Annotated in this window: 25 protein-coding genes; 7 read left to right on the top strand and 18 right to left on the bottom strand. The window is 60.6% G+C overall.

Annotated elements, in window-relative coordinates:
- Window positions 1-2: 2 nt before the first annotated feature.
- The 18 genes from IC232_RS02290 to flgF form a co-directional block, all read right to left on the bottom strand.
- Window positions 3-854, bottom strand: a complete 852-nt coding sequence (locus IC232_RS02290) for a CheR family methyltransferase (protein ID WP_190843262.1) — start codon at window positions 852-854, stop codon at window positions 3-5.
- On the bottom strand, window positions 851-1,966 hold the full coding sequence (locus IC232_RS02295) for a chemotaxis response regulator protein-glutamate methylesterase (protein ID WP_190843263.1): 1,116 nt from the start codon (window positions 1,964-1,966) through the stop codon (window positions 851-853). Before IC232_RS02295 ends, IC232_RS02290 begins: the two co-directional genes overlap by 4 nt.
- A 4-nt stretch (window positions 1,967-1,970) precedes the next feature.
- Complete coding sequence (locus tag IC232_RS02300) at window positions 1,971-2,354, bottom strand: PleD family two-component system response regulator (RefSeq protein ID WP_190843264.1); 384 nt, start codon at window positions 2,352-2,354, stop codon at window positions 1,971-1,973.
- A gap of 51 nt (window positions 2,355-2,405) precedes the next feature.
- A complete protein-coding gene (locus IC232_RS02305; RefSeq protein ID WP_190843265.1) occupies window positions 2,406-2,855 on the bottom strand; it encodes a hypothetical protein in 450 nt (149 codons plus the stop codon).
- Window positions 2,852-3,196 carry a flagellar protein FlgN gene (locus IC232_RS02310; RefSeq protein WP_190843266.1) on the bottom strand — a complete coding sequence of 115 codons (345 nt, stop codon included), beginning with the start codon at window positions 3,194-3,196 and terminating at the stop codon, window positions 2,852-2,854. Before IC232_RS02310 ends, IC232_RS02305 begins: the two co-directional genes overlap by 4 nt.
- A 40-nt stretch (window positions 3,197-3,236) precedes the next feature.
- Entirely contained in the window at window positions 3,237-3,740 is a 504-nt protein-coding gene (locus IC232_RS02315; protein WP_190843267.1) for a rod-binding protein, read from the bottom strand.
- Between the two features lie 47 nt (window positions 3,741-3,787).
- Window positions 3,788-4,186 (bottom strand): hypothetical protein, encoded by a 399-nt coding sequence (locus IC232_RS02320; protein ID WP_190843268.1) that lies wholly within the window; start codon window positions 4,184-4,186, stop codon window positions 3,788-3,790.
- 5 nt (window positions 4,187-4,191) lie between these two features.
- Window positions 4,192-4,947, bottom strand: coding sequence for a flagellar biosynthesis protein FliR (gene fliR / locus IC232_RS02325; protein ID WP_190843269.1), 756 nt, complete (start codon window positions 4,945-4,947; stop codon window positions 4,192-4,194).
- Window positions 4,944-7,019 carry a flagellar biosynthesis protein FlhA gene (gene flhA / locus IC232_RS02330; protein WP_190843270.1) on the bottom strand — a complete coding sequence of 692 codons (2,076 nt, stop codon included), beginning with the start codon at window positions 7,017-7,019 and terminating at the stop codon, window positions 4,944-4,946. Before flhA ends, fliR begins: the two co-directional genes overlap by 4 nt.
- Before the next feature lie 127 nt (window positions 7,020-7,146).
- On the bottom strand, window positions 7,147-7,413 hold the full coding sequence (locus IC232_RS02335) for a flagellar biosynthetic protein FliQ (protein ID WP_190843271.1): 267 nt from the start codon (window positions 7,411-7,413) through the stop codon (window positions 7,147-7,149).
- 1 nt (window position 7,414) lies between these two features.
- Window positions 7,415-7,810, bottom strand: a complete 396-nt coding sequence (flgD, locus tag IC232_RS02340; RefSeq protein WP_190843272.1) for a flagellar hook assembly protein FlgD — start codon at window positions 7,808-7,810, stop codon at window positions 7,415-7,417.
- Between the two features lie 14 nt (window positions 7,811-7,824).
- Window positions 7,825-8,241: a flagellar biosynthesis repressor FlbT gene (gene flbT / locus IC232_RS02345; protein ID WP_190843273.1), complete on the bottom strand. Its 417-nt coding sequence runs from the start codon at window positions 8,239-8,241 to the stop codon at window positions 7,825-7,827.
- Window positions 8,238-8,585, bottom strand: a complete 348-nt coding sequence (gene flaF / locus IC232_RS02350; protein ID WP_190843274.1) for a flagellar biosynthesis regulator FlaF — start codon at window positions 8,583-8,585, stop codon at window positions 8,238-8,240. Before flaF ends, flbT begins: the two co-directional genes overlap by 4 nt.
- 15 nt (window positions 8,586-8,600) lie before the next feature.
- Window positions 8,601-9,950: a flagellin gene (locus tag IC232_RS02355; RefSeq protein ID WP_190843275.1), complete on the bottom strand. Its 1,350-nt coding sequence runs from the start codon at window positions 9,948-9,950 to the stop codon at window positions 8,601-8,603.
- A gap of 3 nt (window positions 9,951-9,953) precedes the next feature.
- Window positions 9,954-11,417, bottom strand: coding sequence for a flagellar hook-associated protein FlgK (gene flgK, locus IC232_RS02360; RefSeq protein WP_190843276.1), 1,464 nt, complete (start codon window positions 11,415-11,417; stop codon window positions 9,954-9,956).
- Between the two features lie 30 nt (window positions 11,418-11,447).
- Complete coding sequence (locus tag IC232_RS02365) at window positions 11,448-12,938, bottom strand: flagellar hook protein FlgE (RefSeq protein WP_190843277.1); 1,491 nt, start codon at window positions 12,936-12,938, stop codon at window positions 11,448-11,450.
- A 93-nt stretch (window positions 12,939-13,031) separates the two neighbouring features.
- Complete coding sequence (gene fliI / locus IC232_RS02370; RefSeq protein WP_190843278.1) at window positions 13,032-14,354, bottom strand: flagellar protein export ATPase FliI; 1,323 nt, start codon at window positions 14,352-14,354, stop codon at window positions 13,032-13,034.
- 8 nt (window positions 14,355-14,362) lie between these two features.
- Window positions 14,363-15,088 (bottom strand): flagellar basal-body rod protein FlgF, encoded by a 726-nt coding sequence (flgF, locus tag IC232_RS02375; protein WP_190843279.1) that lies wholly within the window; start codon window positions 15,086-15,088, stop codon window positions 14,363-14,365.
- A gap of 212 nt (window positions 15,089-15,300) precedes the next feature.
- On the opposite strand from flgF, the gene motA reads away from it, so the two are divergent.
- Genes motA through IC232_RS02410 form a run of 7 tightly spaced genes read left to right on the top strand, consistent with a single transcriptional unit; the run spans window position 15,301 to window position 20,403 of the window.
- Entirely contained in the window at window positions 15,301-16,182 is an 882-nt protein-coding gene (gene motA, locus IC232_RS02380; protein ID WP_190843280.1) for a flagellar motor stator protein MotA, read from the top strand.
- Between the two features lie 3 nt (window positions 16,183-16,185).
- A complete protein-coding gene (locus IC232_RS02385; protein WP_190843281.1) occupies window positions 16,186-17,115 on the top strand; it encodes a flagellar motor switch protein FliM in 930 nt (309 codons plus the stop codon).
- A complete protein-coding gene (locus IC232_RS02390; protein WP_190843282.1) occupies window positions 17,099-17,410 on the top strand; it encodes a hypothetical protein in 312 nt (103 codons plus the stop codon). Before IC232_RS02385 ends, IC232_RS02390 begins: the two co-directional genes overlap by 17 nt.
- A gap of 11 nt (window positions 17,411-17,421) precedes the next feature.
- A complete protein-coding gene (fliN, locus tag IC232_RS02395; protein WP_210335188.1) occupies window positions 17,422-17,778 on the top strand; it encodes a flagellar motor switch protein FliN in 357 nt (118 codons plus the stop codon).
- Between the two features lie 14 nt (window positions 17,779-17,792).
- A complete protein-coding gene (locus IC232_RS02400) occupies window positions 17,793-18,821 on the top strand; it encodes a flagellar motor switch protein FliG (protein WP_246811994.1) in 1,029 nt (342 codons plus the stop codon).
- A 17-nt stretch (window positions 18,822-18,838) separates the two neighbouring features.
- Window positions 18,839-19,903: a flagellar biosynthesis protein FlhB gene (gene flhB / locus IC232_RS02405; protein ID WP_190843283.1), complete on the top strand. Its 1,065-nt coding sequence runs from the start codon at window positions 18,839-18,841 to the stop codon at window positions 19,901-19,903.
- Complete coding sequence (locus IC232_RS02410; protein ID WP_190843284.1) at window positions 19,900-20,403, top strand: hypothetical protein; 504 nt, start codon at window positions 19,900-19,902, stop codon at window positions 20,401-20,403. The genes flhB and IC232_RS02410 overlap by 4 nt, the downstream gene beginning before the upstream one ends.
- The last annotated feature ends 213 nt before the right edge of the window (window positions 20,404-20,616 follow it).

The following is a 20,616-nucleotide window of genomic DNA, read 5'->3' on the forward strand; positions in this document are numbered from 1 at the left end:
TTTTACCGTCCGCCGACGGCGAACATCTTGGGCGCGGCGCTCGCACCGTTCTTCGAATACAGGCCGCGATGAGCAGGATCGAGCGTCAGCGCGTCGGTCACGCCGAGCACCGTCTCCGAGGCGCCGAGCAGAAGGGAGCCGTCAGGCACCATGACGTTCGCGATCCGGCGCAGCACATCGGCCTTCAGGTTGGGATCGAAATAGATCAGCACGTTGCGACAATAAACGATGTCGAACTGGCCCAAGCGGTTGAAGTCCTCGATCAGGTTCAGGTAGCGGTAATCCACCATCGCGCGGATCTCGGGCGCGATCTGCCACTGATCCCCCACCTGCGTGAAGTATTTGACCAGCAGGCGGATCGGCAGGCCGCGCTGCACCTCGAACTGGTTGTAGAATCCGGCCTTCGCCTTTTCCAAAACCTCGGTTGAGATATCGGACGCCACGATCTCGATGTGCCAGCCCGGCATGCGCGGCGCGGCTTCCTTCAGCAGCATGGCGAGGGAATACGGCTCCTGGCCGGTGGAGGCCGCCGCGCACCAGATCCGCAGCCTGCGGGTCGATGCGCGCTCCTTCAGGTACTTCGGCAGCAGGACATCCTGAAATAGATCGAACGGCGCCTTGTCCCGGAAGAAGAAGGTCTCGTTCGTGGTCATGGCCTCAATGGTGGCCTTCTCCAGGGCAATGGACCGCCCTGCCCTGATCTCGCGCACCAGATGCGACAGGCTGTCGATCTTGAAACGCGTGCAGACCGACGAGAGGCGGCTTTCCACGAGATATCGCTTGTCCGGGGACAGCGCCAGTCCCGAGCGGGTTTTGAGAAAGGCGCGCAGCGCGTCGAATTCGGCCTCGGTCATTTTGCGGATCCGGTAATGTGGCCCTTCAGAGAGCGGCCGATGGATTCCAGGGGAAGGATCTCATGGGCCAGCCCGGCCTTCACGATGCTTCCCGGCATTCCCCAGACGATGCTCGTGGCTTCGTCCTGGGCGATGATTGTGGCGCCAGCCTTGGTGAGGTGGCGCGCTCCATGCGTTCCGTCCGACCCCATGCCTGTGAGCACCGCTGCGATGACCGAGGCGCCGAACACGCCTGCGGCTTCCCGGAAGAGCACGTCGACGGCGGGGCGGCAGAAATTCTCAGGCGGCCCGTCGTTGAGCCGGATGACGGCCTTGCCGCCGGACGAGACCACGCCCATGTGCCGCCCGCCGGGGGCGACGAGGATCGTTCCGGGGCTGACCGCGTCACCATCCCGGGCCTCCCGGGCCGGAACGGAGAGGAAGGACTGCAGATGCTCGGCGAAGACGGCCGTGAACATCGCGGGCATGTGCTGCACGATCAGCACCGGGATGCTCGAAAGAGCTGGCTTGAGATCGAGCAGGACTCGTTCGACCGCACGAGGACCGCCGGTGGAGGATCCGATCAGCAGGCATTGCGGCCTCACCGTGCCGGGCTTCGCAACGGGCGCAGCACTAGGCGTCGGCAGGACGGAGAGGGTCGGTGCCGACGTTCTCGCCTGGCGGCTCTTCGCTTCGCCGAGGGCGCGCAGCTTCGCGATAAGATCGCGCTGGAAGTCGGCCGCCGCTCCTGCCGCGCGGGCACTTTCCGGCTTTGCCAGGTAATCGACAGCCCCTAGTGAAAGGCACTTCAGCGAGATCTCGGCATTTCTCTGGGTGAGAGTCGAGATGACGATGACCTTGCTCGCCGGCTGAACCTTGAGGATCATGGGGAGAGCCGCAAGACCGTCAACCTCCGGCATCTCGATATCGAGCAGGATGATCTCCGGCTTGGAGCGTTCGGCAGCATCGACCGCCATACGCCCATTGGCCGCCGTAGCGACAATCTCGAAGCCGCCGGCTTCGGTGAGCCAGCGCGCAATCATCCCGCGGATGACGGCGCTGTCATCGACGATCATGACGCGGGTCGGTCTGTTCTGCGCAGAACCAGGTTGAATGACGGGAGCAATCGACATGGTGTCACGCTGAGTGGGAGACGGGAAGGACGCCGAGTTCCTGGAACTTGGCTGCAAGGATGTCCCGGTCGAACGGCTTCATGATGTACTCGTTCGCTCCAGCGTCCAAAGCGCGCGTGATATGATCGAGATCGTTCTCCGTCGTGCAGAACACAACCTTCGGGGCCTGCCCCTCCGGCGTTGCGCGCAGATGCTTGAGGAAGCTGTACCCATCCATGACGGGCATGTTCCAATCGAGGAGAATCACGTCGGGCATCTCTGCCCTGCACGCCTGCAGCCCCACCTCGCCGTTCTCGGCCTCACCCACACGGAAGGACAGTCCTTCGGCGATCTCGCGGGAGACTTTCCGGATGACGCGCGAGTCATCAATGATCAAGCAATAACTCATTTAAATATTTCCTGTTCCTGGCAATTCGGCTCCTGGCGGAGCGCATATCGGCTAGGAGCGAATGGCGGACTTGTCGACGAAGTTGAAATTTTCGACCAGGATTTCCTTGACGATCTCGGCACCCAGGCGCTTGTTGATCCTGTCTCGAACGTTGCCGATCATTCCATTGACGTTGTACCGGGACAGCTTCCTGAAATCGAGGGTCTCGTCTGCATAGACATACCGAAAAACCTCATCCTGAATGAAGGCTTCCGGCGGGATCGAAATTTCCCGCAACGTCTTGGCATCTGCCGTGAAGACCAGATTGGCAATCACGTATCCCTGGACGGCTCCCTCGGCGATGACCGGAATGTTCATGGGCGGCAGCTTCTTGTACTGCAAGCCTTCATAATTTCCCTTGTCCTCGACTGGCGCCTTTCCGACGGTCCATGTCACCGCCGCGTAGCACGAGGCCAGCGTGACGGCGCAGACCCAGAAACCCGCCATGACGTTCTTGATCATGTGCCGTAACCTGCCTTGGCGACATGAGCCGAGTAGGTGCTGTCGGACTCAGCCTTCTGGATCGCATTCGAGATGATGCTTGCGACCTCCTGCACGGCATGCATGTGGCGCCGGAGGATGTCCTGATTGTGCTCGATCTTGCCCTGCAGGTTCTGGAGGCGCTTGGTGGCGTTGGGATCCAGAGCGCTGATTTCGGCGGTCCGGACGATCCGGCTGATCTCGAGGAGGCACTGGCTCTTGCGGCGGTTGAACTCATCCAGGTTTGAGAGATCCCGCGCCAGAAGCGCCGATGTTTCCATGTCGAGCGTCTCTTCAAGGCGATCCAGCGATTTCATCAGCATGGGCATATTCCTCTGTTCGAATGATCTCTTGCGGCCGACGCTATACTTTGCCGAGCAGGCTGTTCACCGGGTGGCTCGGCACCTGCGGCGTAGCGGCGGAAGGATCCTGCTTGCGAGCACTGAGAAGCCTGTCGGCGATCCCGATCCCGCCAGCCTTCGACAGCTGCTCGCCAATCTGCTCCGCCAGCATGGATTTCCAGATCGAGCCTGCATTGCCTTTGCCGTAGGTATTCTCGGCGTCCTTGGGCAGCATCGATTCGACGAAGGTCTGCAGGATGTAGGCCTCGAAATCCTGATGGGCTTTCCGCACCTTATCGGCATTCGCAGTCTCGGCGTCATTGCGCAGCGAGTTGCGGATGGAATAGATGTCGGCACCGGGCATCATGAGGGGCTTGTCCGCGGCTGCCTTCACGGCGTCGTCGAAGCTCGCACCCTCCGCCGGAGACGCACCTTCCATGAGCTTGCGGGAGGCGGCCTGCAGGCGGGTCGGGTCGGCTGCTCTTGCGACGTCGTTGATAATGTCTGAGGGCGGGCTGATCGCCATCGCGTCACTCTCGGTTCTTGCGTTCAGCCTTTTCTACATCGGCTAGCTTACGGGAAGCTTGCGCTGCCGCCCTTGGCCAGCGTCTCCAGGATCGATACGAGATCTTTCTTCTCCGTCTCCCGCCGGCTCTTGTCTTTAAGGTTCGACAGCATCTTCTCCGTCCGCTTCGCCTGCATGGCTTTGTCGAGAGCAACGGCTTTCTGCGCGATCTTCGCTTTCTCCACATGACATTCCTGCGTCGACAGCGCCTGCAATCGCTTGGCGGCTACGTCCACGAACAGGCCGTGAAGGGTGTCGTGGTCGTTCATCGAGTGAATGATCGCCTCTTGCGATGCTCGCAGCTCTGCAACTTCTCGCTCGAGAAGAGACACCTTCAACTCGGCCTCCTGCTTGAGGCGCTCCTGAACCTTCAGAATGCGATCAATCTTTCGGATGCGCTGCTTCATGAAGCCTACCCGTTTTTAAGCCAAGAGGAGAAAGTGTCCATGAAGAGAAGGATATAATCCTGGGCGGCGAAGTACATGATGAACAGGCCACCGAGCATGATGAAGGGCGTCGCCAGGAAGTAGACCGGGATTTGCGGCGTCAGCTTGTTGGTGAGCCCCACGGCCAGGTTGACGATGACGGAATAGAGGATGAACGGGCTGCTGATCCTGAGGGCGAGTACGAAGGCTGCGGCGATCTGGTCCACAAGCTGGGTCAGGGACAGGCGCGCGCCGAGGCCCTCGCCTATCGGCAGCCGGGTATAGGATTCCACCAGACCGCGATAGAGCTCCCAGTGCAGGTCGGAGAAGAACAGAACCGCCGTTGCCGCCATCATGATGAAGGTGCTGATGGGCGGGAGGGGCTCGCTCTCGTCGATAGGAGTTCCTGGCATGCCGCCGAGGCCCAGTGCCATGGCAACGGCGCTCAGCATCGTCTGCAGGGCCAGGAAGTAAACCCGCCCCAGCAGCCCGATCAGAAGTCCTGTGAGCAGCTCGGATGCGATCGAGGCGAGAATCGTGGCGGACGCGAGCGCCGTCACCCCATCGCGCATTTTCGTCAGCAGAACAGGGGACAGGGCGAGGCTTGTGGTCAAAGCAATGAACAGGCGAACCTGAAGCGGGATCCGGAAGCTCGAGAAGCCGGGAGCGATGAGAAGGCAGCCGCCGATCCGGCAGAAGATCAGGAAAATCCCGAGTAGGATCTCGGAAGAGGCTTGAGTCACGAGACCGTTCCGAGGGAATTCACCTCCACGCCGCGCGCGATCTCCAGATGGGATAGGACAGGCAGCGAGGAAAACATGCGCTCGATGATCATCCGCACATAGGGGCGCGCATCCGGCGCGGTTACAATGGCGAAGCTCTGCACCTGTCCCATCCGGGTCTTGATCGCCTCGGAGGCCTCGGTGCCGAACTGCTCGACCAGACGCGGATCGATATCGAACTCGACCACATCACCCTTTGCGTCCCGCTTCAGGCTCTGATGGAAGGCGATGTCCCACTTGTTGCCCAGACGCAGCACATTCAGGGCGCCTCCTTCTGCGAGATCACCACAGATCTGCTGGGCGATGCGCACGCGCACATGCTCCACCAACTGCTCGGCGCGCCGAGCATGCGGGGCAATCTCGGCAATCGCTTCGAGGATGAGACTGAGATTGCGGATCGAAACCCGCTCCGCCAGCAGGAGCTTCAGCACGGCCTGAAGGCCCGAATAGGAAATCTGCGAGGGGCAGATATCATCGAGCAGCCGCTTGTACTCGCTATCGAGGCCGTCCAGGAGGTTGCGAACGTCCTTGTAGGAAAGAAGCTGGGGAAGATTGTTGCGGATCACCTCGCTCAGGTGCGTGAGGAGGACCGACGCCCCGTCGACAGCTGTAAAGCCCTGCCGTTTGATCTCGTTCATATAGACGTCAGAGATCCACAAGGACTTCATTCCGAAAGCGGGCTCGCGAACCTCGTCGCCAGGCACGTCGGGCATCGGGCCATCGCCGAGAACGACGAGAAGATCGCCCGGGCGGATCTCCTGCGTTGCCACCACCGTTCCATGAATCTTGATTTGATAGCTCTTCGGCGGGATCATCAGGCTGTCAGAGAGCTTCACGTCGGGAAGAACGAAGCCGTAATCCTGGGCGAATTTCTTGCGCATCTTGCTGACGCGGTGCGCGAGATCGCCGTGGGAGCTTGCGAGATACGACGCGAGATGCTTGCCGAGGCAAACCTCGATCTCCGCGAGCTTCAGGGACTCCTTCACCGAATCCCGCGACTCCAAAAGGTTCTTCTGCTGCTCTTCGGCGACCTTGGCCTTGACCTTTGCTTCCTGATCGGCCCGTTGCTTTGGGATCGCATAGGCGATGAAAGCCATGCAGCCGCCCAGCAGCAGGAAGGGAATCATGGGCAGGCCTGGCATGATGGCGAACACGAACATCAGGGCGGAAGCCACCATCAAGGCCCGCGGATAGGCCCCCAGCTGATCGAGAACCGCCTGCTGCGCCTGACCGCGCGTACCGCCCTTCGAGACCAGAAGACCTGCGGCAAGGGACACCACCAGGGCCGGAATCTGGCTGACGAGGCCATCGCCCACAGAGAGCTGCGTGAACACGTCGGCTGCCTTGGAGAGCGGCATGCCATGCCGGGTCACGCCGATGATGATCCCACCGAAGATGTTCACGGCAATGGTGATCAGGCTCGCGATCGCCTCGCCGCGGACGAACTTGGAGGCGCCGTCCATGGAACCGAAGAAGGCGCTTTCCTCCTCGAGCTCCCGCCGCCGGTTCTGGGCTTCCTTCTCATCGATCAGGCCAGCCGACAGATCTGCGTCGATCGCCATCTGCTTGCCGGGAATGGCATCGAGGGTGAAGCGGGCGCCGACTTCCGCGATGCGGGTGGCGCCTTTCGTGATGACCAGGAAGTTGACGGTGATGAGAATGATGAAGACGACGATACCGATGACGAAGTCGCCGCTCATCACAAACTGGGAGAACCCACTGATCACGTGCCCGGCCGCATCGACACCCTTATGTCCATCCGAGAGGATCAGGCGGGTCGACGCGATGCTGAGGGCGAGGCGCAACAGGGTCGCAATGAGGAGAACAGTCGGGAAGGCCGAGAATTCCAGAGGCTTCTGAATCCAGAGAGCCACCATCAGGATCAGGACGGACATGGCGACCGAAAGGGCGAGACCCATGTCGATCAGCAGAGGAGGAATCGGCAGGAAGAGAATGGCCAGGATGGCCACCACGCCCCCGGCGAAAGCCAGATCCCTGCTGCGGCCCAGCGCTGTAGTTTGAACTGCTTCCATGTGCCTGCAAGCTCACCGATTGAACGTTGAACCTGACAGATGCACCATGAAGCTTGCGCGGAGGTCGCAAGCTCTCCAAAACGGGAGCGTATCGTCCTCGCTCCCTGCAGAGGGATACCGGACGCTGTTAGAACCCTGTTACGATTCGGCCGTAGACGAGTTCCGTAAAGGCGAAGATCTGGGAGCCGACGAAAGAGCCCGTCACCAAGGTTACGACGAGGATCGCGATGATCTTCGGGATGAACGTGAGGGTGACCTCTTGGATCTGGGTCAGCGCCTGAACGAGGGCGATGACGATGCCGATGACCATGGCGGCGGCCACGGCCGGTCCGGCTCCGATGATGACGGTCCAAATCGCGGCGCGGACCAGTTCCAGGGCATCGACTTCGTTCATGTCAGCTCACCACGATGCCTGGTCCGAGCAGAACCTGGGCACCGCCCGTCAGCTTGGCGACCGCGCCCTCGTTGGTGATCATCACCGACTCCACCTTGCCCGAGATCTTGCCGTCTGCCGTCGTCACGGTTCGGCCGATGACGGTATCGGCCTGAGTCAGAGCCGACGATGCCAGCAGCGCATCGAGCTTGGCGTTGCTCTGCACCGTCTGCTCCACCTGGGAGAAGGTGGCGAGCTGAGCCATGTACTCGGTGGACTTCATGGGCTCCGTCGGGTCCTGATTCTTCATCTGGGCCATCAGGAGCTTCAGGAAGTTGTCATAGGTCGCGGTCGCAGTGGACGGGCTGGTCGCAGCTTGTCGGCTTGCAAGCGGTGATGCGACAGAGGTCACATTCATGATGGGGCTCCGGTTTAAGCGGCCTGGACCGCTGCGGGAGGTGTGGTGACGGCAATTGCGGTCGGCTCGAACAGAGTCCTGATGACCTTGAGAGCCTCGAAGATCCTGTCTGCTTCAACCAAGTCGCCGGCCCTGCGAAGCGCTTCCCGAGCGGGCTCGTCGGTGGTGACCAGCAGGATCGAGTCGTACAGCTTGCGGAAGGCGCCCATGACCTTTTCGGCATCCTGAGGGTTGATCAGGATGGACTGCGCCACGAAGTAGAGCTGGCGCATCGGCGTGGTCGCTTCCGTGACCTGAAGCACATGGCTCTCCAGGAGAAAGCGTGCTTCGTTCAGAAGGCTCAAGGTGACTTTCTGGCTCACGGTCAGAACCGCGCCGTTGATGAAAATCCGCTCGCCCGCCTTGAGGGAAAACCGCATCTTCGCTTTCATTTCAGGCCTTCCTGGATCATGGCATTGATATCAATCAGAGATTCGAGGTTGTTGTGTTCACCTCTGACCACGCGGTCGGATTCACGCATGACCCAGAGGCCGATGGAGATGAGCTGTCCCTTCAGTTTGTCCGGAAGACCATTGTCGGGATGACCGATATCCTTAATCAGGTACGTCCAGAGACGCTGAACGAAGACGATGGCCTCAAGCATTTCCAGGGACTGGGACGGCTTCCCGTTCGCAGCCTTCATCTTCGATATGGCTTGGTCGAAAAGCTGGTATTCGCGGTCGCGGCAATCTCTGGAGGAGTCTTCAATGACTTCGGCGTAGGAGAAACGGTACATACTTCACTCCACCCATTACAAATAGTTGATCAGGCTCATGGCCTTGAGTTGTGCCGTCAGCGAGTAGGACGTCTGGATCTGGGTCATCAGCCGATCGACCCTGATCTTTGCCTCGGCCGGGTCCACCGCCTCCAGATGGATGATCTTCGCATCGAAGATATCCTTCTGCAGGCTCATCCGCTCGTCAGCCTCCTCAACCTTCTCCTGAACGGCCCCAAGCTTGGACTGCATGGTGGTCACGCCGGTGGTGGCTTCGGAGAAGGTTGAGATCGCCGTGTTGACGAGAGCATCCCGTGTTTTCTCACCGAGGCGATCGAGACCAAGCTCAAAGATCATCGAGTAGGCCATAGCCATCTTCTGGATCCCCTGACCGTTGGCGTTGGTAGATGCCTCCACCTTTTCCGTCGCGGAGATCCTGCTCTGGATGTTCTGGCTCGATGCATTCGACCAGTCCTGCCAGTTGGACCCTTCGAAAAGCGTCGCGAAAGGACCATCCAGGAAGGCTTTCATGGCGTCTGGCGTGATCGTCGACATGGCCGCATCATTCACCCCGAAGCCGAAGGTTGACCTGAAGGCCGAGGCAATGGCCGCTTGAGGACTTCTCGTGACGGAACCCGCGACAGGGATTGCCGTGCCGTCCATATCCGTGAAGGATCCGGTCACATCGGTCTTGCCTGTCAGATCGGTCGATTTCAGCACGAGGTTTCCATTTACCGGATCGCGCGACGCCTGTACTCCGCTGAGGGTGCTGGCGGTGACCGCTGCATTGATCGACGCCACAAGATCGTCGACGGTGGCCTCTGTGGTGACACTGAATACCTGATCCGGCGTTCCGCCGACGCTGAACCTGATGACGTCTCCGGGGGACAAGCCCGACACGGGAATGCTGACATCCGCACGCAAGGGAGGCGTTCCGCCCTCATAATCGTTCAGCGGCTTCTCCTGGGAGTTGATGCCCCCGAAGATGTATTGCCCGCCCACATTGCTGTTCATGGACGAAATCAGGTTCTGGAGATTGGCTTTCGCCTGATACATCAGCGTCGGGATGCTGGATGAGCCCAGCGGCGTCGCGATGAGTGCATCCATGAACTTGTCGCCGGTGGTACGGACTTGATCGAGGGACGTGGTGCTCGACTTCATCCTGAGCAGGATCGAGGCATTGCTGTCGATCAGGGCGTCGATCTCGGCACGATCCTGGCGCAGGGACAGGGTCTGGCCGGTCTTGTAGCCGAGCTTCAAGCCCACATCCGCGTCGCGGCCGGTGACAAGCTCCTTGTTCGCCTTCACAATGCCTGTCTGCAGCTTATCGAGCGACGTCTTGGATGAATTCCAGAGCGCCAGCGTCGAGACAAAAGTCGTTCTCATGGATTAGCCCACCACGCTGAGGAGTGTCTTGAGCATCTGATCGATGACGGAGAGAAGCTTGGCCGAAGCGGAATAGGATTTCTCCAGCTGCAGCATGAGCGCGGTCTCGTCATCCATGTTGACGTCCGTCGCGTTGGACAGCGCCTCGGATGCATGGCCGAGAAGGGTCGTCTGGTATTCCACCCGCTGATGGGCGCTCTGGCGCGTCGCCTCAAGCCAGCTGCCCGAGGACGAGGCAAGGCTCAGAAGCGATGCCTGAGGTCCGAACCCCAAGCCGGTGTTGATTGGACGCTGAACCGACATGGCATCCACGAGGCCGGACAGGCGCCCGGAGAAGGCGGCATTGGCTCCACCGGCAGGGTTATAGGTGTAGTCCGCCCCATTGATTCCGCCGTCGCGGATCAACGCGAACTTGCCGCCCTCGGCCGGATTGACCGCAGCGTTCACGCGAAGCACCCCGGCAAGACCTGTTGGAGCCGGCGTTCCCGGCACTCCAATGGCAGCCGGATAGGTGAAGATGCCCGGCCTGTCGGCCTTTGCAGGCACCGTCTGGTCCCTCTCCGCGAAGGCTTCGACGAGGGTTCTGGCGATCTCGTCGAGCTGCTCCTGGTAGGTGACGGATGCACCGTCACGCAGCTGGGTCAGCCCCGCGATGTTGCCGGAATTCAACGGCATCGGTGCACCCGGCCCTGTGACGCGGATGCCGTCGATCAGCACATCCGCTCCCGTCACCGCAGGCCCGAACACGGTCGTCCGTGAGAACGTCACCGTTCTTGGGATCCGATCGAAGAGCGGAACGCCGCTGTCGGTATAGAGAGCGACATCGTTGCCGGCACGGGGGACGACCGTGATGCCGATCTCCTCCGACAGCTGCGCGATCAGGCTATCGCGCTGATCCATCGCATCGCTCACGTCGGCTCCCAGAGCCGATCCGCTCATCACCTGGTTGTTTGCCTTCTCGTATTTGAGAAGGAGGTCGTTGATGCGCGCAACCGAGTCACCGATCTGGCCGTCGGCTTCCAGGCGGACAACCTGAACCGTGGACGTGGCATCGTTGAGGCTCGTCGCCATCTCCGTGGCGGCCTTGACGAAAGCCTGGGCAAGGTCAGGATTGTCCGGCGCATTCGCATAGAGCTGGAGCGCGCTGTTCAGGGTTCCCATGCGGGCCGCAGGCGATTGGTCGAGCTCCGTGTCGCCAATGGTCGCGCTGAGCTTCTGCAGTCCCTCGAGAAGAGCCTTCTGGGTTGCGGCACTGGAGGTGGTCTCCAGCATTTTCGACAACAGGGCACTGTCGCTTGCGCGCAGCACCGTGATCCTGGCGAACCCGCCCGTTGTCGTGAGCGCCCCGATCTTGCGGGAATAGCTTGGGTCCGCAGCGCCAGCCGTATTGCGCGACACGAGCGCCATCTGGGACTGCGAAGCCTGGAGCGATGAACGTGCCGTGTTGTAGGCAACAGACAAAGACATGGATCAATGGCCCTGGGGCAAGAGTGCAGGTTACCGCTTCAGGTTCATCAGAACGTCGAGCAGCTCCGACCCGGTCTGGAAGACCTTCGAGTTCGCCGTGTAGCTGGTCTGGGCCTCGATCATCGCCGTGAGCTCGGTGCCGATATCGACGTTCGACCCCTCAAGGGCTCCTGAAGCGATCGAGCCGAAGCCGGACATCTCAGGGAAGCCGACCTGATAGCCGCCGGAAGCCGCCGTCGTCTCGTACACGTTGCCAGCCCGGGGGCTGAGGTTGTCGGGGCTCGGGACTGTCGCAAGCGGGATCCGATAGGCGCCCACGCGGGTGCCGTCCTCATAGACCGCGTAGACCGTTCCATCGGCGGCGAACTCCACGTCCTTGACGGCCGACGGTGCGTTGCCATTGGAGCTGCCGGTAACGTTGTATTCGCCTGCGAGCTGCGTCATGCCGGTCATGTCGAGGCTGAACGCCTCGCCACCGGGGATGTTGAAGCCCAGCGCGCCCGATCCGGTCAGCTTCCCGTCCGCATCGAAGTTCAGCTCCATCGATGTCGTACCGGTGAGCGGCTTGGTGGGATCGCTGCCGTTGAAGACGCTGACAGTCCATGTATCGGCATCGATCTTCGAAAGCGCGATGTCGATTTTGATCGGATTACCGACCTTGTCATAGACCTGGAGCGACGATGCCTTGCTCACCGCGGTGAAAGAGCCCGCCACATTGGTCGAGAAGGCCGGATCGGTGGACGTCAGGATCAAGTCGCCGGTCGCATTCGTGGAAGCGTTGACGCCAGTGAGGGTACCGGCGGTTACCGCAGCGTTGATGGCTGTGGCGACTTCGGCAGGCGTCTTCTGTGTTGTGACGTCAAAATACTGGTTCGCGCCGCCACCGACGCTGAACGCGATCTGCGCGCCACGGCTCACGCTGGGAGCCGAGAAGAGAACGCTGCCGGCCACGGGCGGCGCTGCGCTTGCAGGCGTTGTTGCACCGGTCGCGACTGCGACAGGCTGGCCGAATGGAAGATTGCCTTTGAACGTCCCTGCCGTCGATCCCGTCGCCTGCATGCCGAAGGAAGCCATGTTGACCGGCTCGACGCCATCGAGGCTGTTCAGGGAAGGATCAACCGCCTCGGTTCCGAGCTTGTAGCCCATCAGCGTGAAGCCGGCTGCGTTGATCAGGTTGCCGGTTCGGCCATCTTTGACGAAGTTGCCGGCACGGGTGAGATACGGAGAGCCGCTCGGATCCGACACCACGAAGAAGCCGTTGCCTGAGATCGCCAGGTCCGATCCCGACGTCGTGTAGGCGATGGGCCCCTGGTCGGCGATGGTGTAGCGGACACGGCTTGTGACGGAGCCGGAGTTATAGTTGCCTTCGCTCGAGGGCAGGATGAGCGACGAGAACTCCGTCGAGGCGCGCTTATATCCAGTCGTGCTCGAATTCTGGATGTTCTCGGCGACAGTCCCCAGCTTATTGGACTGGGCGTTCATGCCAGAGACGCCGCTACGAAGAACGCCGTAAAGACTCATGGATAGCTCCTAGGTTTCAGCTTGGACTTAACACCACGACGCTTGTGCGAGGCTGTGTTGGCCCGTGTTTTGGATGGGGTCGAAGGGGACATGCTATTGTCTCAGGATCTGGGCCAGATCCATGAAGGCATCACGGCTGGCCGGCATGGACGGATCCTGCCGCAGGGCCTCGTAGATCTTCGGGACGAGCACCGCGGCCTGGTCGAGTTCCTGATCGTTCCCGGGGTGATATCCGCCCATGAGTCTGAGATCGCGCGTATCCTCGAATCGAGCGATGAGGCTGCGCAGGCGGCGGACGAGCTCCTTCTGATCGCTCGACCACACGTGATCGGCCAGACGCGAGATGGAGCCCAGAACGTTGATAGCCGGATAGCGCCCCTGATCGGCAATGGCGCGATCAAGAACGATATGACCGTCGAGCGTTCCGCGGATGTTGTCGGCCACCGGGTCGTTGTGGTCGTCTCCATCGATGAGCACCGAGAAGATGCCGGTGATGGCCCCCTTCCCCTCCTCGCCCGGGCCGGCGCGCTCGAGAAGGCGCGGCAGATCGCTGAACACGCTGGGTGTGTATCCGCGCGCGACGGCGGGCTCGCCCGCAGCAAGCGCCACGTCGCGGGCCGCGTGGGCATAACGGGTCACGGAGTCGACGATGAGAAGGACCGATTCGCCGCAATCGCGGAAGTACTCCGCCAGCGCCACGGCCGTTCTCGGCGCCTGGCGGCGCATCATCGGGCTTTCGTCGCCGGTGGACACAACCATGATGGACTTGTGGAGATTGGCCTGGATGGGCCCCTCCAGAAACTCCCGGACCTCGCGCCCGCGCTCACCCACCAGAGCGACCACAATCGTGTCGAAGCCATCGCACTTCGCCAGCATGGTCAGGAGGGTGGACTTGCCGACGCCCGAACCGGCGAAGATGCCGATGCGCTGCCCCTTGCAGATGGGAGTGAACAGGTCGATCGCCTTTACGCCGGTCCTGAGTGGTTCCTTGACCCTGGAGCGCAGCATGGCCGATGGGGGCTCGGCATCGTTCTGGACCGTTGTCGCGCCCGGGATGAGAGGACCCAATCCGTCCAGAGGTTCTCCCAGGGCGTTGATCACCCTCCCGCGCCAGCTGTGATTGGGGCTTAAGCCGACATCTCCGACTAGGAAGGCGGGCATGCCGAGGCCGGCCTCGATCCTTCCGTTGAAGGGTTTGACCGTGACGCCGCCGCCGTCGATGCGGACGACCTCTCCGATTTCAGTTTTGCTCTGAGCTGAGAACCCGACCCGATCTCCGAGCTTGACGAACTGAGACAGGCCGGCGACGCGGTAATAGCTCGGCGTGACCTCATTGATGACGCCGCTGATCCTGACCTTCCGTCGCGCCCCACCTTCGGTGAGAACAAGCTCTTCGAGCGACTGCAACGCGTTCATGGCAGCCATCAGGTGCTAGGGCCCAGGGTTTTGATCGCATCCATGAGCGTTGATTCGCTCTCCTGGATTGTCGTCGCGGCGCTCTCGAAGCTCCTCTGAACGGCAATCATCTTGGTCATTTCCAGGACCGGATTGACGTTGGAACCCTCACTATAGCCCTGCTGGATCCCGTTCGCGTTGAAGTCCTGAACGACAGCGCCAGGGATGCTCGAGATCACTCCCGAGTTTCCATAACGTGAGAGCTTGGCGTCTGGATTCAGGCTGAAGAGGCCGATAGCCCCGACTTGGTTAGTCCCCTGGGAGATCGTGCCATCCCGGCTGATCGTGGGAGTTCCTGCCATCGGGTCGAGCGCAATGGGAGCTCCGCCCGCATCAAGAACCTGGAATCCCTCGACGGTCAGCAGATCACCGTTCTCGTTCATCTTGAGGCGGCCGTCCCGGGTGTAGACGGGGCCGTTGGGACCGCTGAAGGCGAACCAACCCTCGCCTTGGATCGCGACATCGAGCGGGTTGTCCGTCTTGACGACGGGACCCGTGCGCCGGGACACGAAGTTCTGTCCGGACGATGCAAAGGAGACGTTCTCCTTTGCGGCCAGCGACAGGATCTCCTCGAATTTCACCTCGTCGGCGCGAAAACCGCCCGTGTTGATGTTGGCAACATTGTTCGCAATCGTGCTGAGGCGCTTTTCCATGGCCACTTGGGCGGACAGCGACACATAAAGCGAAGATTGCATCTGAACTCCTCCAGCCTGCGTCCCGCGGGACACCGATGTTACCGGGTGGCGCGCCAGCCTTGCCAGGTACGGCAGCTGCAGGCCCGGTGATCCATGCAGGAGCGATAGTCGAGCAGCCTTGCATGAGGCTTGCTCCCGCAGTTCCAGCTTCGCGCAAGCCTCCGGGATTAGGACATCGTCAACAGGTTGAATTTCGATAGGGGACTAAGGCATTGGGCGTTTTGATCGGACTGGCAGTTGCCATCGGCTCGCTCGTCAGCGGCTATGTCGCCATGGGTGGGCATTTGGCTGTTATCTGGCAGCCTTGGGAATATGTGATCATCTGCGGCATCGCGATCGGCACCTTCATCATTGCCAATCCCATGTCCCTGGTGAAGGACACCGGGCGCGCTGCCCGTGAGGCGATCTCCGGCGCTGTCCCGAAGCGGGAGCACTACCTCTCGATCCTGGGCCTCCTCTACGCCCTGATGCGGGAGCTGAAGAACAGGCCGCGCAACGAGGTCGAGGGTCACATCGACCAGCCCGAAGAATCGGAGATCTTCAAGTCGTTCCCGAGCGTCCTGAAGGACAAGGACCTGACCCTCTTCATCTGCGACTACGCCCGCCTGATCATCATCGGCAATGCCCGTCCTCATGAGATCGAAGCGCTCATGGAAGAGGAGATCGCAACCCTCAAGCGCGATCGCACGAAGCCTTATTATTCCATCAACACGGTCTCGGAAGCCCTGCCCGCTCTTGGCATCGTGGCTGCTGTGCTTGGAATCGTGAAGGCGCTGGGCGCCATCGATCAATCCCCGGCGATCCTGGGCGGCCTGATCGCCTCGGCGCTCGTGGGAACATTCGTGGGCATCTTCATCTCCTATGCGTTCCTCTCGCCGCTCGCCAACAAGGTCAAGGCGACACGCGAGAAGCAGACCCGCGTCTACGTCATCGTGAAGCAGGCGCTCATCGCCTACATGAACGGCGCTCTGCCGCAGATTGCCGTCGAGCATGGCCGCAAGGGCATTTCGGTGGAATACCGCCCGACTATCGATGAGGTCGAAGCCGCCACCACGACGGGCGGCCGGTCCGAAGATCTGAAAGAGGCGGCCTAACCGATGAGCGGAACACAGAGCGCCAACGACATTCGCGACATGCTGCTGGACTCGGCGGGCCTCTCGCTCGACCGCCTTCCGATGCTGCATGTCATCTTCGACCGCATGACCACGAGCTGCGCCGAGCATCTGCGGCATATGGCGGCCTCGCCCATGTACTACTCGCTCAGCGGCCTCGAGAGCGGGCGGGTCAGCGAAATTCTCGAAATCTACGAGGCCAATGCAGTCGCCGGCATCTTTCATGCTCCCGAATGGGACAGCCACATCCTGATCGGGTTCGATCGCGACTTCATCTACACGATGGTGGAAGTGCTCTTCGGATCCGACGGATCCGAAGCGCCCGTCGAGGAGGCTCGCGGCTTCTCGACCATCGAGCTGCGCATGGCGCAGACGCTGTTCGAGCAGGTGGCCAAGGCTCTGCAGGCCTCCTTTGCGCTGGTCGCCGACACCAAGTTCAAGCTCGAACGCATCGAGACCCGCATGGACTTCGCGGTCATCGGGCGCCGGAACAATCAGGCAGTCGCTGCGAAGTTCCTGCTCCAGGCGCTGAACCGCGGCGGCGAGATGTTCGTCGTCATCCCGCAATCGGTGTTGAACCCGATGCGCAAGGTGCTCTCCCGCGTGGTCTCCAGCGAATCCTCCGGCCGGGATCCCCGCTGGATGAAGCAGATCGCAACCGAGGTGAAGAAGACCGAGGTGACGCTCAAGGCGGTTCTCGAGGAGCGCTTCCTCTCACTGGGCGAGATTGCCGATCTGAAGGTGGGCGATGTGATCGAGCTGCAGGCGACGCCCCGGAGCCGAGTCAAGCTCGAAGGCAATCATCAAGGCCTGTTCTGGTGCAATATCGGCCAGTCCGACGGCACCTATGTCCTTAAGGTCGACGAACACATCGATCAAGAAAAGGAATTCCTCGACGATGTCCTCCCTCGCTAACATCATCCTCTTCTTGGCCCTCGTGACAACCAGCATCATGGTTGCGGTCATGTATGTGAAGCTCAAGAAGCTTGATCGGTACCATGCCGAGTATCAGCAGATCTTCGACAGGACCGGGGACGCTCTCAAGGGCGCTCAGATGGCCGTCATGAGCTTCGGAACTGAGGGCAAAGAGACGCTCGCCATGCTCGGTGCGCGCATCGAGGAGGCTAAGGCGGTCGCGGCCCAGCTGGAAACCCTCACGCGAGAGGCAAGCCGGCATAACCAGTCACGCTCCAATTCTCTTAATTCGTAAGGTTCGTTCCTATGACAAATCCCTTCGATCCTAAGTCTCAAGACAAGGCCATCTGGCAGCAGGAGAGCGCCATCTCCTCGCAGGACGACAAGCTCGGCGGCGGCAGGAATTTGGACTCGATCCTGCGCATCCCGGTCACGATCCAGGTCGTTCTCGGCTCCGCAACCATGCCTGTCGCCAACCTGATGAAGCTCGGCAGGGGCGCCATCGTTCCCCTGGATCACCGTGTGGGCGAACCTGTCGACGTCGTTGTCAACGGCCGCATCATCGCCCGCGGCGAGGTGGTGGTGGTCGAAGACGACAACTCCCGCTTCGGGATCTCGCTCACCGAGATCGTCGGCCCTCCGAGCAACGATCTTAACGGCTGAAGTGGCTTTTCCGCATGGTCGCACCAGTTCCCATGAAGGCGAATGGCTCAAAAGTCCTCAAGGGGCCTGAGCGTGTCGCAACACTTCTCTTCGCAATGGGGAAACCTGCTGCCAGTAGGGTCCTCAAGCATTTCAGCGAGGACGAGATCCGCCTCGTCACGAAGTCGGCTGCGGCGCTGGGGCCTGTCTCGCCCACGCAGATCGAGCAGCTGGTGGAGGAGTTCGCCTCCAACTTCACGGATGGAGCGGACCTCATCGGAGGCGCCTCCCACATCGAGAAGCTGCTGACCGGCATCTTAAGCCCGGAACAGATCGCCAGCATCATGAGCGAGGTGGTCGGGAACGCCAACAGGAGCATCTGGGAGCGAATCTCGACGGTGTCGGAAAGCGCCATCGCCTCCTATCTCATGAAGGAGCACCCGCAGACGGCGGCCCTGATCCTCTCCAAGGTCAAGCCCTCCTGCGCCGCAAAGGTGATGGCCCAGCTTCCTCAGCCGCTTCGCAACAACCTCATGCGTCGCATGCTCAGCATGAAGCCGATCGTGGACGAGACCATGAAGAATATCGAGAAGACGCTCCATGAGGACTTCATGGCGAACTTCTCGAAGAACGCCGGTGCGGACACCCACGCCAAGATCGCCGACATCATCAACAAGATGGAACGCGATCACATGGAAGACGTCCTGACCAATCTTTCGACCGTCCGTCCGAAATCAGCCGAGATCCTGCGGGGGCTGCTCTTCACGTTCGACGATATCGTCAAGCTTACGCCCAAGGATCGCACGACCCTGTTCGACCAGGTGCCGCCAGATCGCGTCGTCCTCGCGCTCAAGGGCACGAACGACGAGTTCCGCAAGGTTGTCCTATCGGCTCTCTCTTCGCGCGTCCGCCGCATGATCGAGCACGAACTGAACAGCAAGGAACCCTCGTCGCACCGCGATATCGCCGAAGCCCGCCGGACCATCACGGACCTTGCGCTCGAAATGGCCGGTCGCGGAGAGATCGTCATCAATTCAGAGACCGAGGATGAAGCCTACTTCTAACCGACCGGCTTCAGCCCATGTCTGATACGGATGACAAGGACAGCAAAACAGAAGCACCTTCCGATAAGAAGGTTCGCGATGCCGTGGAGAAGGGAAACATCCCCTTCTCCAGGGAGGCTCCCCTTTTCGCCTCGATCCTGGGCATCCTCATCGGCCTGGCTTTTGCAGTCCGCAGCAACACCAAGACGCTGACGGAGAAACTGTCGCTTTTCATCAACCGGCCGCAGGATTTTCGCCTAGAGACGGGCGCTGACGCGGCGTCCCTGATCCAGGCTGTTGCCCTCGAGGTCGGACAGTGCCTGATTCCCGTCATTGTCATCCTGGCTGCCTGCAGCCTCTCTGCCTCGATCCTGCAGAACATGCCGTCCATGGTGACGGAGAGAATCAGGCCGCAATGGAACCGGATCTCTCCCATGGGCGGCTGGAAGCGCATCTTCGGCCGGCAGGGTCTCGTGGAATTCTTGAAGTCATTGTTCAAGTTCGGAACGATGACACTGGTCAGCATCCTGCTCCTGAGATCGGAGCAATATAAGGTCTTGAATGCCATGTTCAGTGATCCGTCCTTGCTTCCGGAACTGATGTTGACCATGGCGATGCGCCTCGTCTCCGCCATCGCGATCGCCACGATCGTTCTCGTCGCCGCTGACCTGCTCTGGGCACGGTTCAAATGGCGCAGCGACCTGAAGATGACCAAGCAGGAGGTGAAGGAGGAATACAAGCAGATGGAAGGCGATCCCATGGTCAAAGCGCGCATGCGCTCGCTAGCCCAGGATCGAAGCCGCAAGCGGATGCTGGCTGCCGTGCCAAAGGCCACTTTCGTCATCGCGAATCCGACTCACTATGCCATCGCCCTGCGCTACGAACGCAGTGAAGCGAGCGCACCGATCGTCGTTGCCAAGGGGCAGGACCTGATCGCGCTCAAAATTCGCGAGATCGCAGAGAAGAACGGCGTTCCCGTCATCGAAGACAAGCCTCTGGCAAGATCCATGTACAATCATGTTGAAGTGGATCGAATGATTCCGCCTGACTTCTACAAAGCTGTCGCACAGATCCTGTTCTACATTCTCACGAGGTCGAAATGAGAAGCCTTCGCACCGTAGACATGGTGGCTTCCTCACGCGAGCATCTGGATATTCATGCTTTCGAAGAGGTACTCGCTTGTAATATCAAGGATGTCATTGCCGATTTCTGTCTCGCGGATGCCGATATCATCAGGTTCTACGCTGACAATCAGCTGCACGGAAACATGGACGAGATGATGACCTCATCCGCCGAGCTGTTCTTCAAGGGCGAGACGCTGTCATACAGCCATGTCGCCCATGTCAGCACGGGCCGGGATGATCACTCCTGCGTCGTCCTCGATATGGAGTTCGTCCACGACGCGGTGACTGTCTTCTTCCAGCTTATCTTCGGCGATTACTACATCGGGGTGAAGATCAGCAAGGTTCTCCTCGATCCGGCCTTCAAGCGGTCCGAGTTCAATCTATCCTCCTTCGCGCGCATGGTCTCCTCTGCGCGCTTGAGGCCTCTTCCTCCTCGTTTCCAGTCACCCTACTGCCTCGCCGGAACTGCGCGGCACTGATGGCTGAGCGCCGGCGGCTTACCTACATGCATCGCAAATCGTTTTCCAAGGCCGCCATGTTCGTGGTTTCAGGCATGGTCTCGGCTTGCAACTCGACAGAAGGCTCCTATCGCCAGGGTCCATGGGGACATGTCTCCACTGCGAGGAGCTACCCTGCATACTCTGCGCCTTGGGGCGGAAAGCCGGCTGTCGCCGCATACACGGTTGCCGTTC

Source organism: Microvirga sp. (assembly GCF_014699075.1).
Classification (GTDB): Bacteria; Pseudomonadota; Alphaproteobacteria; order Rhizobiales; family Beijerinckiaceae; genus Microvirga.